The following is a 16,470-nucleotide window of genomic DNA, read 5'->3' as shown; positions in this document are numbered from 1 at the left end:
GGCACCAGCGCCTGCCGGCCGCACTGGGGTTGTTGCCGGGCTGACCTCGCTCGGCCGTACCACCCTCGTAATTAGGACATAGGCGGCCGGGTCGGACCGGGCTAAAAACCGGAAATGGCATCCCGCAACTCTGACCCTGCGCCCGCAATGGACATCTCATCGCATCACCTCCTTCGGAACGTCGACTGGAACCGGTCCCCACTCGGCACGCCTAATCGCTGGCCCGCAGCTTTCCGGATCGCGCTGTCGCTGATCCTGCAATCTCCCGAAGCGATGTACATCGCCTGGGGGACGGAGCGTTTGTTCTTCTTTAATGACGCCTACGCGCGGCTGCTGGGCGATAAACTCGACGGCGCCATGGGCGCGCCGATGCACGTGGTGTGGGCGGACGTCTGGCAAGACGTGCGACACGCGATCGACGCGACCTTCGCCGGCGGGTCCGAGCGGTTCGAGGATTTGCCGCTCAGCATGAACCGCGATGGCGAGATGCGGGAGACCTTCTGGACGTTTGCCTTTTCGCCGCTTCGCGATGAGCATGGCGACATTGTCGGCTTGTTTTGCGTCACCAGCGAGCAGACCCAGCGCATACAGGTCGAGGAAGCGCATCAGGCGCGCGCGATCGAGATGATGGCGATGATCGCGCAGGGCCACGGCGACCTCGTCAAGGCCGAGGGTCAGCTTCGCCAGTCGCAGAAACTGGAGGCGATCGGGCAACTGACCGGGGGCGTCGCCCACGACTTCAACAATCTGCTGACCGTGATCCGCGGCTCGGTCGACCTGCTTCGCCGCGAAGACCTCAGCCCCGAGCGGCGAACCCGCTACATCGATGCGATCGGCGAGACCGCCGACCGCGCAGCGGCGCTCACCGGCCAGCTCCTCGCCTTCGCGCGCCGGCAGGCGCTCAAACCCGAGGAGTTCGACGCCGGTGCCAGCATCGCGCAGGGCGCCAACATTGTGCGCACGCTTACCGGATCGCGCATCGCCGTCGACATCCAGTTGCCAGAGCAGCAGGTGTTCGTGCTGGCCGACCGCAGCCAGCTCGACACCGCAATCGTCAACATGGCGATCAACGCACGCGACGCCATGAACGGCGAGGGACGCCTCACGATCACCGCCGAACCCGTGTCCGGCATTCCGAAGATCCGCTCGCACGACGCCGTAGCCGGCGAGTTCGTCGCCATAACCGTGGCCGATACCGGCAGCGGCATCGCTCCCGATCAGATCGGCCGCATCTTCGAGCCGTTCTTCACCACCAAGGTCGTAGGCCAGGGCACCGGGCTTGGTCTCAGCCAGGTGTTCGGGTTCGCCAAACAGTCGGGCGGCGATATCCGGGTCGAGAGCGAACCGGGCAAGGGCACGAGCTTCACGCTCTACCTGCCGCGCGCCTATCCCGAGACCGCGGACGACGCGGCAGAGACGCCGGAGCAAGTCGACGGCGACGGCGTTTGCGTGCTGGTGGTCGAGGACAATGTCAGCGTCGGAGAGTTCGCGACCGAGGCGCTGAAGGAGCTCGGCTACGATAGCGTCCTGGCGATCAACGCCGACGAGGCGCTGGCGGAGTTGAACAAGGACTGCTCGCGCTTCCACATCGTCTTCTCCGACGTGGTCATGCCGGGGATGAGCGGCCTCGATCTCGGCGCTCGCATCCGCCGCGACTATCCGGACGTGCCCGTGATCCTCGCCAGCGGTTACAGCCATGTTCTTGCCGAGAACGGCAAGCACGGCTTCGAACTGCTGCACAAGCCCTACTCGATCGAGGAACTGTCGCGGGTGCTGCGCAAGACGATTGCCTGGCAGGCACGGCGGGGGAAGGCATGAACCGGCAAGCCCCGGACCCGCGTCTGCCTTTTCCCGCCACCGGCGGTGAATGCGCCGCCATCCTGCGCGCCATCGACTGGTCTACGCATCCCTTGGGCGATCCCGCCACCTGGCCCGAACCGCTGAAGACCGCTGTTCGGACCACGCTGTCGTCGCGTTTCGCGATGATGGTCCATTGGGGGCCGGACCTCCTCACCTTCTACAACGACGCCTATGCGGTCAGTCTCGGCAACAAGCATCCCGGCCATCTCGGCCAGCCGGCGCGCGACTGGTGGCCGGAGATGTGGGACCAGCTCACGCCGATCTTCAACCAAGTGCTGGCCGGCGAGACGGTGTACGTCGAAGACGCCTGTTACACCCCCGATCGCGATGGCGCGCCTAAGGAAGCCTGGTTCACGCATTGCCATTCGCCGCTGTGGGATGAGGGGGGCGAGGTCGCCGGCATCTTCCTGATCGTCACCGAGACGACGGCGCGGGTGCTCGCCGAGCGCGAGCGGCAGGTCGACGAGGCGCGCAACCGGCAGATCGTCGACAGCGCGTCCGACTTCGCGATCATCGCCACCGATCTCGACGGCAAGGTCACGCGCTGGAACGCCGGCGCCGAGCGGGTGCTCGGCTGGTCCGAGGCGGAGATGTGCGGCAGCACGGTCGAGCGCATCTTCACGCCCGAGGACCGCGCAATAGGGCGCGCCGATCACGAGATGGGCCGCGCCCGCGAACAGGGTTGGGGTAACGACGAGCGCTGGCACCTGAAGAAGTCGGGCGAGCGTTTCTGGGCGCAAGGCGAGATGACGCCGCTGTGTACCGAAGCCGGCGAGTTCGTCGGCTACGTCAAGGTATTGCGCGATCGCACCGAAGAGCGGTTGCGCGAGCAGCGCCTCTCCCTGCTGGCGCAGGCCTCGGCCGGGCTGCTCTCGTCCGCCGATCCGGGGGCGGTGATCGAATCCATCCTGCGTGCCGGCGCGGAAGCGATGGGGATCGACCAGAGCTACGGCTATGTGCTCACCAACGACTGCGAGCATCTGCGCCTGACCCATTCGATCGGGGTGAGCGAGGAGCTACAGGCCGCCCTTCAGCATGCGCCGCTCGATCAACCGTTGTGCGGGATCGTGGCCGCGACGCGCGAACCGCTGGTGATCGAGGACCTGCAAGCCACCCTCGACACCCGTTACGCGATCGGCCGCGAGAACGGGATTACGGCGTTCGCCGGCTTTCCCATCCTCGGCCGCGACCGGCTTTTCGGCGTCATCTCCTTTGCTTCTCTAAGCCGTCCCAGGTTCGATCAGGAGGCGCTGACCTTCTTCGCGACGCTGGCCCGCTTCCTCTCCATCTCGCGCGAACGCCTCGACCGCGAAGCGGCGCTGAGCGACTTTGCCAAAGAGCTGGAAAGTCGGGTCGAAGCGCGTACCCGCGAGCTGATGGTGTCCGAAGAGGCGCTGCGCCATACTCAGAAGATTGAGGCGGTGGGCCAGCTCACCGGCGGCGTCGCGCATGATTTCAATAACCTGCTGACGGTGATCCGCGGTTCGGTGGACCTGCTGCGGCGTGACAATCTGACGCCCGAGCGCCGCGCCCGCTATATCGACGCGATCGGTGACACAGCGGATCGTGCCGCACGCCTCACCAGCCAGCTGCTCGCCTTTGCACGTCGGCAGGCGCTCAAGCCCGAGGTGCTGGACGTCGGGGAACGCATTCACCGCATCATGGACATGCTCGACACAGTGACCGGTAGCCAGGTCAGCATCACCTGCCATGGGGCCGAAGGTCACTGCCTGGTGCGTGCTGATGCCAGCCAATTCGAAACCGCGCTGGTCAACATGGCGGTGAACGCTCGTGACGCGATGAACGGCGCGGGCGCGCTGACCATCTCGCTCGATTGCGGGAGGTCCATGCCGCCGATCCGAGGGCATGGTGGGGGACCCGGACCGTTTGTCACGGTCGAGCTGGTGGACACTGGAGAAGGCATTCAGCCTGAGGATCTGGAGCGTATCTTCGAGCCGTTCTTCACCACCAAGGAGGTCGGCAAGGGCACGGGTCTCGGCCTCAGCCAGGTGTTCGGGTTTGCCAAACAGTCGGGCGGCGACGTCGACGTGCGCAGCCGCTCTGGTGAGGGAACGGCGTTCACGCTCTATCTGCCTCAGGCCGAAGCAGGTGCTGTTCCGCCACACGACGTTGAGGAAAGTCACGGCACTCTGGAGGGGCTGGACCTGTGCGTGCTCGTCGTCGAGGACAATGTCGATGTGGGCCGCTTCTCGACGCAGGCGCTGGCCGATCTCGGCTTCAGAACGGTTTGGGTAGCGAGCGCCGAAGAGGCCCTGGAGAAGCTCGGGGAGAACGGCGCAGGCTTCGATGTGGTATTCACGGATGTCGTAATGCCGGGCATGGGCGGCATCGAACTAGCCAAGCGGCTTTCAGACACCCACCCAGATATGCCCGTGCTCCTGGCCAGTGGATACAGCCATGTCCTCTCACAGCACGGTGCACATGGCCACGAGCTGCTTCAGAAGCCTTACTCAGCCGAGCAGCTGTCCAAGGCGCTGACACGCGCGGTTCGCCTATAGCTTTATCTGAAGCAGTCTGGCCGTCTTTCTACTGTCGCCCCCAATAAGTTTCGCTCGCCGCTCGCCATCAGCATAGACACAAGAATTAAAAGCTGGTTTCAATCCCGATTGAGAATGAAAAAAGGGAAGCGAGCGTCGTTCCCAAATACGATCGCGAGAAAGTTCCTGCCTTAGCTGTCCGCAGCATCAGCCAAGCTCAAGCGGACACCACGCGCAGGGCGGACTCTATAGGGCGCGGGACAAATCGTGCGTTCGCAAGCAGACACGCCTTGATCTCCGCGCTGCGAAGCGGTTTGCTGAAGAGGTAACCCTGCAAATGGGTGCACCCGGCCTCGACCAGCGCCGCCATCTGCTCCGCTGTCTCGACGCCCTCGGCAACCACGCCCATGCCCAGTTTCGTCCCCAATCCCACGACCGCCTGGATGATTGCGGATGAGGCCTGGGAGGCGAGCATCTGCCGCACGAAGCTCTGGTCGATCTTCACCTTGTCGAACCGGAACCGCTCAAAATAGCTGAGCGAAGAGTAACCGACGCCGAAATCGTCCATGAGGATCTGGATGCCGAGCGTGCGCAACTGATCCAGTTCGCGAAACGTGTGGTCGATGTCGCGCAGAAACAGTCCTTCGGTCACCTCCAGCTGAAGGCGGCGGGGAGACAGGCCGGTGATGGTCAGAATGTGACGGACGACCTTGAACAGATCGCCTGCGTGGACCTGCATCGGGGAAATGTTGACCGCGACTTTGATATGTTCCGGCCAATCCATTGCCTCCTCGCAGGCGATGCGGAGAATGCGTTTGCCAAGTTGCGCTATCAACCCGCCTTCCTCGGCAATCGAGATAAACAGGTCAGGCGGGATCGGCCCTCTGACTGGATGGTGCCAGCGGGCCAAGGCCTCCACGCTCGTGATCTGCCCGGTGCTGGCGGACAATACGGGCTGGTAAGCGAGCGTGATTTCTCCACTGTCGAGGGCAGCACGCAGGTCTCGCTCTAGCTCGCGACGGTCCTGAGTGGCGCGGTCCATCTCGGCGCTGAAGAAGCAGACGATGCCGCGTCCCTGCTGTTTGGCGCGATAAAGAGCCAGATCGGCGTGCCGGCGAAGCTCTTCAGTCGTGGCGGCATCGCTGGGCGCAAGCGCGATGCCAATGCTGCTCCCTAGCTGCACGGTCGCCCAGCGGGTGACGATCGGCGATGCCAGCGTGGCGACGACGTTCGCAGCGAGGATGCGGGCGCGCTCGGCGAGTGCGGCGCCGGTAACAATCAGTGCGAACTCGTCGCCGCCGACGCGGGCGAGCGTCGTCGTTGCGGTCGCAACGGCGCGAAGGCGATCACCAATCTCCGCAAGCACCGCGTCGCCGGCGAGATGACCGAACTGGTCGTTCACCGCCTTGAAGCGGTCGAGATCGATGCTGATGAGGGCGAACGGCGCCTGCGCAGCGATCAGCTTGTCCATCTCGTCGACGAACGAACCCCGATTGCGCAGCCCGGTCAGCGAGTCATAGTGCGCCAGCCGCTGCACCTGGGCCTGCGCTTTCCGGGTCTCGGTCACGTCTTCGGACATGCCGACGATATATTCGCGTTCGCGGTTTGGCCCATCGACGACGATCCGCTTGGTGCGCAGCGTCACGGCGTCGCCACCAGGGCGCTCGAACTCGCTCTCAAACAGGTGGACACCCTGAAGCGCTAGGGCGGCCTCGTCGCGTTGCTCGTAGCCGGCGCCCTGGGCGAACATCTCAAGGTCGGTCTTGCCGACCATATCGTCCCGGGAACGGCCCGTCAGTTCCTCGCCAGCACGATTGACCAGCAGGTAGCGCTTGGTCTCCGCGTCCTTGACGAACAGCATCGCGGGAAGATGATCGACGACTGTGTCCAGGAATGCCTTGGCCTGCTCCCGTTCACGTTCCAGCATCTTACGAGCCGAGGCATCCCGGATAATGCCGGCGAAGTTGTGACCTGTCGCTACCGATCCCCAACGGGCAAGCGATAGTTCGATCGGAAACTCGCTGTCATCGAAGCGCTTGGCGGTCAGCTCGACAGACTTGCCGACCAGGGTCGTGGGACCGCCCGCGGAAGCGCGCGCGAAGCCACGATGATGAGCGGCAGTATGAGCCGAGGGTATAATGATATCGAGGGAACGGCCTACCGCCTCCGCAGACGAATAGCCAAACATCGCCTCCGCAGCCCGGTTCCAGAACGTAATCGTACCCTTGCCGTCGACGCATAGGATTGCGTCCGAGGTGACATCGACGACCTGGGTCGCGATCTCGCCGATCTGCCGATAGCGACGAGCCTCGATCAGGCCGATAACGATCCCGGCAAGATCGGCAAGCGCTCTGAGTTGGTCGGGCCGCACCTCAGCCCGTGGCTGGCGATCGAGGACGCACAGCGTGCCGAGACAATGGCCAGCCGAGGTGATAATCGGCGCACCGGCATAGAAGCGAAATCCGTCAGGACCAAGGGTCAGTGGGTTCCCTTCGCATCGTGCATCGGCGTGGGTGTCGAGGATGATGACCGGCTCGGCTGACTCCAGCGCCAGAGCGCAAAAGGCATGCTCTCGGGGCGCTTCCGTATCCGGAATGCAGACGCGCGACTTGAACCAGGCGCGTCGGTCGTCGACCAGACTGACCGCTGCACTTTCGCTGCCAAGCGCGAGCGCCGCCAGCCGTGTGACCTCATCGAAGTCCGGCTGGGTAGGCGTATCGAGGATCGCCATGCTCCAGAGCGCGGTGAGCCGACCCATCTCGGCCGCATCGCTCAGGGAACTGGTGAAGGTCATAGCTGCATTCATGGCATTGGGGTGTTAGTAATTTATTAACGCGTCACCTTTGTCTGCCTCCGCGTTGCCGGTCAGCCGGTAATCATCTCGCCAACCCGTCGTTCCGAATTCGAGGACGTTGAAGGGCTTGGTCAGCACCGCCATGCCCTCGTCAGGATGCCCGGCGCACAGCCGCGTTCGCAGGATAGCCGGGGTCATCGCAGAAACGCTTTCCCAGCGTACGCTAATAGCCCGCAATTGTCTCACAAGGGATCGAATTTCGGGAATTCGCCCAGCTTCCCGAAATCCCGTCAGGTGCTGGAAAAAAGGGACGACGCGAGCCGGACGCGACCATTTCCCCCTATTGCGAAACACAAAGGGCCAGCTTGCGCGATCCTTAATCGGAATGCCACCACCCGTCCCAGCGTTAAATTCCGATTCGCGGCTTCTTGGTACGTCCGGCGCGCCGTCCGCCCGCTTAATGTGGCGAGTGGTGACGGGTGAAACTGTCCTACCTCGGAATGAGGACGCCGGTTGGCTTGACGCTCCTATATGTTTGCCTTGTCGATCGCAGCACGCACCGCTGACGCCAGGTCGATGTAGTTAAATGGTTTGGACAACAGGGTAACGCCTTCATCAAGGCGGGCATTGTGAGTGATGGCTTCCCGGGCGTATCCGGAAGTGAACAAGACCGGCGTTGAGGGCCGCGCAGTCTGAGCATGCTGGGCGATGTCCCGGCCGTTCATCGGGCCGGTCAGAACCACGTCGGTGAAGACGAGATCGATCCGGGCTGGGCCATCGAGCACATCGATCGCAGCAGGTCCATCCGCCACCGCCGTTACCGCATAACCCAGCTCGGTCAGAACGTCACAACTATGAGCACGGACATCGGGATCATCCTCGACGACGAGGATAGTCTCTCCTGGCTTGGCTGGCGCCGTTTCACCAACGACCACCGGCTCTTCCGCAGGCGCGATACCGGTGAATTTCGGCAGGTACAGCGTGACGGTCGTACCCCGATCAAGTGCGCTTTCGATCCTGAGATGCCCCCCGGACTGTTTGACGAACCCATAGACCATCGAGAGACCAAGACCGGTCCCTTTGCCGACCTCCTTGGTCGTGAAGAACGGCTCGAACACACGGGTCATCGTCGCCTCGGACATGCCCGCTCCGGTGTCGCAGACGGCCAACGAAACATAGTGACCAGGAGTGGCGTCGTCCTCTGCGTCCGCCTCCCCGATGATGCCATTAGCCGTCGATATCGTCAGCGTACCGCCCGGCTCCATCGCGTCGCGGGCGTTTACCGCAAGATTGAGAAGCGCATTCTCGAGTTGATTGGCGTCCGCCTCGACTTTCCATAGCTCGGGAGCGAGCCGAACGTCGACGGACACGGTTTCGCCGAGCGTTCGCCGCATGAGGTCCGACATGCCCTCGACCAAGTGGTTAGGGTCGAGAGGCTTCGGCGCGAGCGGCTGGCGCCGGGCGAACGCAAGCAGCCGTTGCGTCAAGGTTGCCGCCCGCTGAGCCCCGGACATCGCATTATCCGCCGCCCGCCGCAGGCGGACATCATCGGCCGGGAGTCGCCGCACGAGCATCTCCAGATTACCGGTGACGATCTGGAGCAGATTGTTGAAGTCATGGGCGATGCCGCCAGTGAGCTGCCCGACCGCCTCCATCTTCTGGCTCTGGCGCAAGGCGTCGTTGGCCTGTTGGCATTCCGAAACCGCCGCGGCGACGCGCCCTTCCAGCTGACCATTGAGCGCGGATAGCTGCGCAGCCTTCTCGTCAAGCTCAGCGTAGAGGGCAACCACGCCGCGGTTCGTCTCTTCCAGTTCTGCGTTTAGCCGCTCACTCTCGTCCTGCTTGGCCTTGAGGTCGGCCAGCGCCTGGAGCAATTCTTGGTTCTGGGTGCGAGCCTCGACCAGCGGATCGGACGCACCCGTCGCCGCAAGCACTTTCCCAATCTCGCCCAGCCTGGAAGTGCTGACCCAATTCACCGTCTTGGGTAGCCGTTTCCCAAGGAGGACGGACGTACCGCGCCCCGGCTGGCTGTCGAACTCAAAGCGGTCCATCAGGCGTCGGGTCCCGGAGATGCCGACGCCCATGCCGCTCGTACTTCGGAATCGCCCCTCCAGGATCGCATCCACGTCCGCAATACCGGGACCCTTGTCCCGGATGCGGATGACGAGGCTTGGGACGTCGGCATTCTCGATGCCGAACTCGATCCGCCCGCCCCCGCCGTAGGTGGTCGCATTCCGCGCGATCTCGGACACAGCGGTCGCGATCCGCGTCTGGTCCTGCGCCTCGAAACCGAGCAGGTCGGCGATTTGACGCGCACGCTGCCGCGCCGCAACGATGTCCGCCTCTTCGATCAATGCGACCGTCATGATCGGGGTAGGCGTCATGCGACCTCGATCCTGCCCACAAACACCGTCACGTCGTCCCGGCCGCGATTGAAGTCGCGCCAGAGCACACCGGCGATGAGGGCTGGATGATGAGAAGTGAGGCCGGGATAGGACGCCAGATCCCAGCTTGTCGCCAAGCCATCGGAAGCCAGGATGACCAGAGTGGTCGTCGTGATCGGATAGGTGAAATCCCGCATCCGGCGCGCGATGTGACCGATGGTGCCGTTGTTCGAGATCATGCGCCGAACGCCGTTGTCGGTGTCGACGAGCGTCGCGGCGATGTTGCCGACACCGGCAAAGACGACCTGTCGTCCGCTCGGGTCGAAGTGGGCGATCCCGATCGCAGCCCCGCGGGTCGGACGCAGCGCGCCGTGCATCGCTATGAGCATCTCGCTGGGAGGTACGTCATTGGAGGCGTGGAAGGTACGTGTTGCCGCGTGTGCTGCCTGTGCAGCAAGAGGTCCGTGGCCAAGTCCATCCGCCACCATGAAAGTGGGTCCGCTGCCATCGTCTTTCCGGCACCAGGCATCCCCGCAGGCTTCCTCGCCGCGCATCGGCAGGCTGACGGCACCATAGGTGGAATGTTCGCGCTCACGATTTTGCCCGGGACGGCCTTTTTGCAAGCGAGCCATGATCGCGGTGCCGCAACCCGGTGCCGAGTATATGTCCGTGACGTGAGAACCTCGAGAAACCGCGCCCAGCCCATTTCCCGCGGTGCCGGTGGTGGAATGGCCGTCCCTCATCGACAGCGCGACGTCCGCCATGCCGGCGCCGGTATCGAGTGCCAAGCACTCGATACCGGCGCCGGACGCATCCTCGAAGCTATCGATGAGGAGATTGCCTCCATCACCGTGCTTGAGGATGTTGGTCGCCAGCTCGGTTGCGACTATCGCGACCCTGCCTGCATCGCTTTCGTCGAACCCGTGCGCCTCGGCTAAAGCCACGGCTGTGCGACGGGCTTCCGCGACCTGAGAAACGTCTCGAACTTCGATCAGGCGCATCGTCACTTCCACCGCGCGATGGTAATGCGCGTTCCCTGACCCACCACCGACTCTATCTCAAACTCGTTGCAGAGCCGACGCGCGCCGCTGAGCCCCAACCCGAGGCCGCCTCCCGTTGTATAGCCGTCGGTCAACGCCCGTTCGAGGTCGGGAATGCCCGGGCCATTGTCCTCGAACGTCAGCCGCACGCCACGCCGAGGATTGCCCGTGAACGTCTCGATCCGAACCGTGCCGCCAAGTCCATAGTCCAGCGTGTTGCGCGCCAGTTCACTAGCGGCAGTCACGATCTTGGTCTGGTCGACGAGGCCTAGCCCCGCCGCGACGGCCTGGACGCGGACCGCCTGACGGACACGGACGACATCGTCCGACTCCCTGATCGGCAAAACGTCATCCCTCGTCGCGCTCATCGCCGCCCCCCGGGGCGTCGTCGCCTTCGATTTCCTCGTATTGGCCGCTGCCGATGAGCGTCATGCCGCGCTCGACGTTCAGGGCGGTCTTCACTCCGGTCAGGGACAGTCCAAGCTCAACGAGCGTGATGGCGACCGCCGGGCGCATGCCGACCACGACGGTGTCGGCGTCGAGCAGGCGCGACACGGCCGCGATGTTGTCCAGCATCCGGCCCATGAACGAGTCGACGATCTCCAGCCCCGAGATGTCGATCATCACGCCGCGCGCGCCGGTCGCGACGATGCGCTCGGACAGGTCCTCCTCCAGCGCCTTGGCGAGTCGATCGTGAATGTCGACCTGGATGCTGACGAGCAGCGCACGGCCGAGCTTGAGGATTGGGATACGGTCCATGTCGCTCAGCCCTTCGCGACGGCCTTGCGGACGACCGTTCGCCCGGTACGCTGGAATGCGAGCGCCAACGCGTCGGCGAGCGTCGCTTTCGACACGACGTCGAGTTCGACACCCAGATGCACCATTGTCTGCGCGATCTGGGGCCGGATGCCGGACACGATGCAATCGGCACCCATGAGGCGCGCGGCCGCGATCGTCTTGAGTAGGTGCTGCGCGACAAGCGTATCGACTGTCGGCACGCCGGTGATGTCGATGATCGCGAGATCAGCGCTTTGGTCAACGATGGCCTGTAGCAGGTTCTCCATGACGACCTGGGTTCGTGCGGAATCGAGTGTGCCGATTAGCGGCAGTGCCAGAATGCCTTCCCAGAGTTTGACAACGGGCGTCGACAGTTCAGCGATCTCGTCCTGCTGCCGGCGAACCACGTCCTCGCGGCTGCGCTGGTAGACCTCCATGGTGTATAGACCGAGCTGGTCGAGGATCTGGGTCATGTCCCAGCCCAGGCTTGCTACACGAGCGGTATCGTCCGGATAGCTCGCTCGGACCTGCTCGAAGAGCGGCTCCTTCAGCGAGAAGACGAAGGTAGCGGTCTCGGTCGGGGTAAAGCCCTGGTTCGCGCGTGACTGCGATACCCCGCCGAGCAATTCACGAGCCGAGTCGAAAGCAGGGTCGGTCGCGACCGTAGCGCCGGCACCGAGCCCCGCCGCGAACGCGGACAGGAAGTCGCGGCACTGCTTCTCAACCTCCGCGTCCTTGATCCGTCCCGTGCCACCCGACGCCGTGACGAGCAGCTGCCGCCAGTGAGCGACGATTTCGCTCTCGCGCTCGCTGACGATCTTCGACAGGGCGGCAAAGCCGTCTTCCATAATCATATCCCCTTTGACGGCATTTCTATCCTTCTAGCGGTTGCCTCGCGCTTTGTCTCACCGCTCGAGAGTGCCTTCCGAACTGCTGCCTTCAAGCCAGCGTCAGATGGATCGTTACCGTGACGACGGTTGGAGACGCAGCGCCGCCGCATCGTCATCGGCCCGGGCTTGATCGCGATAGGCACGACCTCGCCGGCATCAGCCTGGCGCAGGATGCCATAGGGAATGACATAATCGGTCAGCTCGGTGCCGCTGTTCTCCCCAACGATTGCGATAACCGGCCGCGTTCGACCAAAGCGGGCATGGTAGGGCGTGATGCGTTCATCGCCCGCTTGTACAGCGACGCTCTGCTGCTGAGCCGCGGCCGATGTGGGCCGGTAGCGACCGAGCCACAACCGACGATGAGGCTCGCTGCGGAAAGCAGGATAGTTCGGGCACGGGCGCTGCGAAGGGTCATGTTGGAGCCGTTTCGATTGAGAGTTGCCACTCGCTTCTTGATCGAAACCAGCCCGGCTCAAATGCCGACGTTCTATCATTTACTGCCATTCCAGCGTTCCCAGAAACGAACCTGTGACTGGAATGCCAGGCCGCCGATCGCGCTGTCGGACGCCTTAGGGGTACATTTTCCCGAAATCTGTTCCCGAATGCATTTTCCCGAAACGACCATGTGAAGACGGATAAACGGGAAAGCCGGAACCGCCACAGGCTGCGCGTTTCGGAAGCGCAATCCGCACGGTTAGCGGCGAAGGTAGACCATGTCGCGACGGGCGGCTTAGGTGCTACGAAGACCCAGAAGCAGACATTCAGGATCGCTCTGCCGCTTTCCGAAACCGGTCGTTTGTTCAGCTTCGATTTTCCGGATGGATGTGAGCGCGGAGCGGTGCTTTGGGTGTGACGCCGATGTCGGCGGTATTGGCCTGATAGTTTGGATGCGGACGTTCGCTGGCGTGGACGCGATACGGCTGCTGACATGGCGTGCGGTGGGCCAGACGGGTTATATCTAGTCCGCCACGACCCCATTTGAGGCCGACATTCGCTCCATCAAGGACCACCATGCCCTCCACCACTCACGGCTACGCCGCGAAATCGTCGACCGCTCCCCTCGCGCCATTCAGCTTCGAGCGCCGTGATCCGGGCGCCAAGGACGTCGCGATCGCCATCCTGTTCTGTGGCGTGTGCCATTCCGACCTTCACACCGCGCACGGCGAATGGGAAGGAACGCTGTACCCGTGCGTTCCCGGACACGAGATCGTCGGCCGGGTGACCGCGGTCGGCGCGGACGTCAGCAAGTTCCAGGTCGGCGACATCGCCGGCGTCGGCTGCATGGTCGACAGCTGTGGCCAATGCGCCTCCTGCGCCGATGGCGAGGAGCAGTACTGCGAGGGCACCGGCTTTGTCGGCACCTACAACGGTCCGGACCCGGTGCTGGGTGGCCATACCTTTGGCGGCTACAGCGATCACATCGTCGTCGACGAGGGCTTCTGCCTCAAGGTGACGCACCATGAACGCGATCTGGCCGCGGTGGCACCTTTGCTGTGCGCGGGCATCACCACCTATTCGCCGCTGCGCCACTGGAAGGTCGGGCCGGGCCAAAAGGTCGGCATCGTCGGCCTGGGTGGTCTCGGCCACATGGGCGTCAAGATCGCTGCAGCGATGGGTGCGGAGGTGTATGTGTTCAGCACCTCGCCCGGCAAGCGCGAGGACGCCCGGCGGCTAGGCGCCCGCGACCTGATCGTCTCCCGCGACGAAGCCGAGATGGCCGCCCATGCCAACAGCTTCGACTTCATCCTCAACACGGTCGCTGCACCGCACGACCTCGATCCGTTCGTCAATCTGTTGAAGCGCGACGGGACCATGACCCTGGTCGGTGTGCCCGCCGAGCCGCACCCCTCGCCCTCGGTCGGCGGCCTGGTGTTCCGCCGCCGCGCCATCGCCGGGTCGCTGATCGGTGGCATCGCCGAGACACAGGAGATGCTCGACTTCTGCAACCAGCATGGTCTCACCGCCGACATCGAGATGATCCGGATGGACGAGATCAACACCGCATATGATCGCATGGTGAAAAGTGACGTGAAATACCGTTTCGTCATCGACATGCAGTCACTGCAGGCCGCCTGACAGGTCCGGCGCCGGCTCTACCAGCCGGCGCCACCATCTTCAGTCAATTCAAGTCGCCTACTCCGACGTGTCCAAGCTGCGCCTTCGGATCATGCTTCCGTTTGCACGCCAACCAGTGTCAATGAACGGCGATCTTAGACCCACAAGGAGACGTTTAGTTACAGCTGAGCCTGTGCCAAAAGCTGTCGCTCGTTCATTTACCTGTTGTGGGCTCACATTGGGCCGATTGTCGCCGCCGCCTGATTGTAGTTTGCGAAAGAATCCAGCTCTCCCGACCTGCAAGCCGGCAGGTGGAGCCCGCATTTTGCCATAATGGTCGATCAGGATCGTACAATGACCATGGCATCATGCACGAGGCTCGCCGCGTCTTGGATCATCGGCGCGGCGATGATGGCCGGCTCGACCGGCACCGCGCTAGCCCAGGTCGATCCGGCCACGGCGACCGGGCGGTCGACCGACGAGATCGTCGTCACCGCCCAACGCAGCGGCATCCCGGTGTGGCGGGTGTCGGGTCGCGGTACGTCCGTCGTGCTGGTGGGGTCGATCGGCCGGCTCGTTCCCGGCACCCAATGGAATCCCGTCGCCCTCGACGCCGCGCTCGCCCAGGCCGACCGGATCATGTTCCCCGAGGCCATGGACATCAGCTTCGGGCTGTTCTCCATGATCAGCCTGATCGGCAAGTGGCGCGCGCAATCGACGCTTCCGAAGGGACAGACGCTGGAAGCGATGACCTCGCCAGCGCAATGGGCGCAGCTGGTCGCTCTGCGCCACCGCGGCATCCTGAAGCCCGGCTTCGAGCGGAAGCATCCCTATCACTTGGCGGTGGACCTCGGCCGATCCCTCCACGAGCGGCGCAAGCTGGTCCCCGGCGCCGACGCCTATGTCCGCCGCTACCTTGGCAAGAACAAGGACAAGCGCGTTCCCCTGGCGCAAGCCGGCATCAAGGAGGTGACGGCCGAGTTCTTCGCGTCGTCGCCACGCGAGCATGTGCCGTGCCTGATGGACGTGGTGGCGCTGGTGGAGGCAGGTGATGCCGGCGCCCAGTCGCGCGCCGCCGCACGCGTTGCCCGATCCGGCGCATGGGCAGCGCGCCGCGTTCCCGCCGCGCTGGCCGCGAAGGTGGATGACGGACAGCAGCGGTGCTGGCCGCACGGCGGCAGCCTGGAGCGCAAGCGGGACGCGGCGCTCGGTCCCGCACTTTGGGGATTGCTCGGCAGGCCCCAGGTGACGCTGGCGGTGGTCTCGCTCGACGCGCTCGCAGCGCCGGGTGGAGTGCTGGATGATCTCGTCGCGGCGGGGTTCGACGTCTCCGGCCCTCGTTGGAGACCCTGAGGACGTAGCGGAAGAGCCTGTATGAGCGACCCATAAAGCGACACTCAAGGTCGCTTCCCACGCGCCCATCGTCGGACATCCGTTCAGGATGAGCAAGCGTCCGCTTTCGTTGCCGACGAATAGGCCTGCTGGATCATCATCGTTGGTCGACTATGGACATGACGTGCTAAGGTCGTGAGCCGGAAACGGAGTGAATGATGCTGATGCTTCTTCTGGTCGCCGGCCTCCAATCCGCCGCGGCAGCCTGGTCACCGTCAGCGCAAGGGGCATGGCGCGGTTCCGCCTCGCCCGATCTCGATGTCGGCCTGTCCTCGGCTGCCACGACAGTCGCCATGGGCAGCACCGTGCCGCTGAAGGTCAGACTTGCATCGTCGCGGAACGCCGTCAGCGTGTCGCCGATGCTCAACGTAACTCGCGGAATCGCCTATGAGGTTCGCGGTGTCGACGGGCGTCTTGTGGCTCCCAGGGAGCCGATTGCGATTTCGCCGCCAACACCTCCGGTCGGCTTGGATGGGCTCATGACGATAAGGCCCGACGGGCCTTTCGTGGCTGTGGCCGGTGCGCGAGCAATCAATTTGTTCCCAGGCCCGGGACGCTATCGTGTGCGAGCGGTGATCTTCCTTATGGATATTGAAGAGCGACCAACGCGTCGGGCAAAACTGATCAGCAACGAACTCGTCATCGACGTCACGCCTTGATGGACCGCGGCCGGTCGGAAGCGCGATCCGCCGCGTTGACCTCCACTACTTGGCGCGAGGTACTCAGCTGCTGTGGAGCAACGACGACCCACATCCAGACACTCGTGGGCTATCTCCGGCT

Annotated in this window: 13 protein-coding genes; 5 read left to right on the top strand and 8 right to left on the bottom strand. The window is 63.9% G+C overall.

Features of this window, described 5'->3' with window-relative positions; translation table 11 throughout:
- The first annotated feature begins 147 nt into the window (after positions 1-147).
- Both BM145_RS10655 and BM145_RS10650 read left to right on the top strand, forming a co-directional pair.
- A complete protein-coding gene (locus tag BM145_RS10655) occupies positions 148-1,818 on the top strand; it encodes an ATP-binding protein (RefSeq protein WP_245739253.1) in 1,671 nt (556 codons plus the stop codon).
- On the top strand, positions 1,815-4,379 hold the full coding sequence (locus BM145_RS10650) for a PAS domain S-box protein (RefSeq protein WP_093333616.1): 2,565 nt from the start codon (positions 1,815-1,817) through the stop codon (positions 4,377-4,379). The genes BM145_RS10655 and BM145_RS10650 overlap by 4 nt, the downstream gene beginning before the upstream one ends.
- A gap of 196 nt (positions 4,380-4,575) precedes the next feature.
- Here BM145_RS10650 and BM145_RS10645 read toward each other — a convergent pair whose 3' ends face one another.
- The 8 genes from BM145_RS10645 to BM145_RS15710 form a co-directional block, all read right to left on the bottom strand.
- The gene (locus BM145_RS10645) at positions 4,576-7,152 is read right to left on the bottom strand and encodes a sensor domain-containing phosphodiesterase (protein ID WP_177200163.1); all 2,577 of its coding nucleotides are present in this window, start codon (positions 7,150-7,152) and stop codon (positions 4,576-4,578) included.
- A gap of 24 nt (positions 7,153-7,176) precedes the next feature.
- Entirely contained in the window at positions 7,177-7,350 is a 174-nt protein-coding gene (locus BM145_RS16070; RefSeq protein ID WP_177200162.1) for a hypothetical protein, read from the bottom strand.
- Between the two features lie 329 nt (positions 7,351-7,679).
- A complete protein-coding gene (locus tag BM145_RS10640) occupies positions 7,680-9,536 on the bottom strand; it encodes an ATP-binding protein (RefSeq protein WP_093333614.1) in 1,857 nt (618 codons plus the stop codon).
- Complete coding sequence (locus tag BM145_RS10635) at positions 9,533-10,537, bottom strand: ATP-binding SpoIIE family protein phosphatase (RefSeq protein ID WP_093333613.1); 1,005 nt, start codon at positions 10,535-10,537, stop codon at positions 9,533-9,535. Before BM145_RS10635 ends, BM145_RS10640 begins: the two co-directional genes overlap by 4 nt.
- A gap of 2 nt (positions 10,538-10,539) precedes the next feature.
- Positions 10,540-10,944, bottom strand: coding sequence for an ATP-binding protein (locus tag BM145_RS10630; protein WP_093333612.1), 405 nt, complete (start codon positions 10,942-10,944; stop codon positions 10,540-10,542).
- Positions 10,925-11,335 carry an STAS domain-containing protein gene (locus BM145_RS10625; RefSeq protein ID WP_093333611.1) on the bottom strand — a complete coding sequence of 137 codons (411 nt, stop codon included), beginning with the start codon at positions 11,333-11,335 and terminating at the stop codon, positions 10,925-10,927. Before BM145_RS10625 ends, BM145_RS10630 begins: the two co-directional genes overlap by 20 nt.
- Positions 11,336-11,340: 5 nt before the next feature.
- On the bottom strand, positions 11,341-12,201 hold the full coding sequence (locus tag BM145_RS10620; protein WP_218149647.1) for an STAS domain-containing protein: 861 nt from the start codon (positions 12,199-12,201) through the stop codon (positions 11,341-11,343).
- Between the two features lie 2 nt (positions 12,202-12,203).
- Positions 12,204-12,596 (bottom strand): hypothetical protein, encoded by a 393-nt coding sequence (locus BM145_RS15710; RefSeq protein WP_143090159.1) that lies wholly within the window; start codon positions 12,594-12,596, stop codon positions 12,204-12,206.
- A 658-nt stretch (positions 12,597-13,254) separates the two neighbouring features.
- On the opposite strand from BM145_RS15710, the gene BM145_RS10615 reads away from it, so the two are divergent.
- The 3 genes from BM145_RS10615 (at position 13,255) to BM145_RS15705 (ending at position 16,349) form a co-directional block, all read left to right on the top strand.
- Positions 13,255-14,319 carry an NAD(P)-dependent alcohol dehydrogenase gene (locus BM145_RS10615; RefSeq protein WP_093333609.1) on the top strand — a complete coding sequence of 355 codons (1,065 nt, stop codon included), beginning with the start codon at positions 13,255-13,257 and terminating at the stop codon, positions 14,317-14,319.
- Positions 14,320-14,652: 333 nt separating this feature from the next.
- On the top strand, positions 14,653-15,651 hold the full coding sequence (locus BM145_RS10610) for a TraB/GumN family protein (RefSeq protein ID WP_177200161.1): 999 nt from the start codon (positions 14,653-14,655) through the stop codon (positions 15,649-15,651).
- Between the two features lie 194 nt (positions 15,652-15,845).
- Positions 15,846-16,349, top strand: a complete 504-nt coding sequence (locus BM145_RS15705; RefSeq protein WP_143090158.1) for a hypothetical protein — start codon at positions 15,846-15,848, stop codon at positions 16,347-16,349.
- Positions 16,350-16,470 lie beyond the last annotated feature (121 nt).

This window comes from Sphingomonas rubra (assembly GCF_900115745.1).
Lineage (GTDB): Bacteria > Pseudomonadota > Alphaproteobacteria > Sphingomonadales > Sphingomonadaceae > Sphingomonas > Sphingomonas rubra.
The sequence above is the reverse complement of the archived record's forward strand: the minus strand, read 5'-3'. Positions and strand labels throughout refer to the sequence as shown.

Bases quoted from the DNA above. Each gene is read 5' to 3' on its own strand.
- BM145_RS10645 (WP_177200163.1), bottom strand. From the start codon at position 7,152: ATGACCTTCACCAGTTCCCTGAGCGATGCGGCCGAGATGGGTCGGCTC.
- BM145_RS10650 (WP_093333616.1), top strand. From the start codon at position 1,815: ATGAACCGGCAAGCCCCGGACCCGCGTCTGCCTTTTCCCGCCACCGGC.
- BM145_RS10655 (WP_245739253.1), top strand. From the start codon at position 148: ATGGACATCTCATCGCATCACCTCCTTCGGAACGTCGACTGGAACCGG.
- BM145_RS10640 (WP_093333614.1), bottom strand. From the start codon at position 9,536: ATGACGCCTACCCCGATCATGACGGTCGCATTGATCGAAGAGGCGGAC.
- BM145_RS10620 (WP_218149647.1), bottom strand. From the start codon at position 12,201: ATGGAAGACGGCTTTGCCGCCCTGTCGAAGATCGTCAGCGAGCGCGAG.
- BM145_RS10625 (WP_093333611.1), bottom strand. From the start codon at position 11,335: ATGGACCGTATCCCAATCCTCAAGCTCGGCCGTGCGCTGCTCGTCAGC.
- BM145_RS10610 (WP_177200161.1), top strand. From the start codon at position 14,653: ATGACCATGGCATCATGCACGAGGCTCGCCGCGTCTTGGATCATCGGC.
- BM145_RS15705 (WP_143090158.1), top strand. From the start codon at position 15,846: ATGATGCTGATGCTTCTTCTGGTCGCCGGCCTCCAATCCGCCGCGGCA.
- BM145_RS10630 (WP_093333612.1), bottom strand. From the start codon at position 10,944: ATGAGCGCGACGAGGGATGACGTTTTGCCGATCAGGGAGTCGGACGAT.
- BM145_RS10615 (WP_093333609.1), top strand. From the start codon at position 13,255: ATGCCCTCCACCACTCACGGCTACGCCGCGAAATCGTCGACCGCTCCC.
- BM145_RS10635 (WP_093333613.1), bottom strand. From the start codon at position 10,537: ATGCGCCTGATCGAAGTTCGAGACGTTTCTCAGGTCGCGGAAGCCCGT.
- BM145_RS16070 (WP_177200162.1), bottom strand. From the start codon at position 7,350: ATGACCCCGGCTATCCTGCGAACGCGGCTGTGCGCCGGGCATCCTGAC.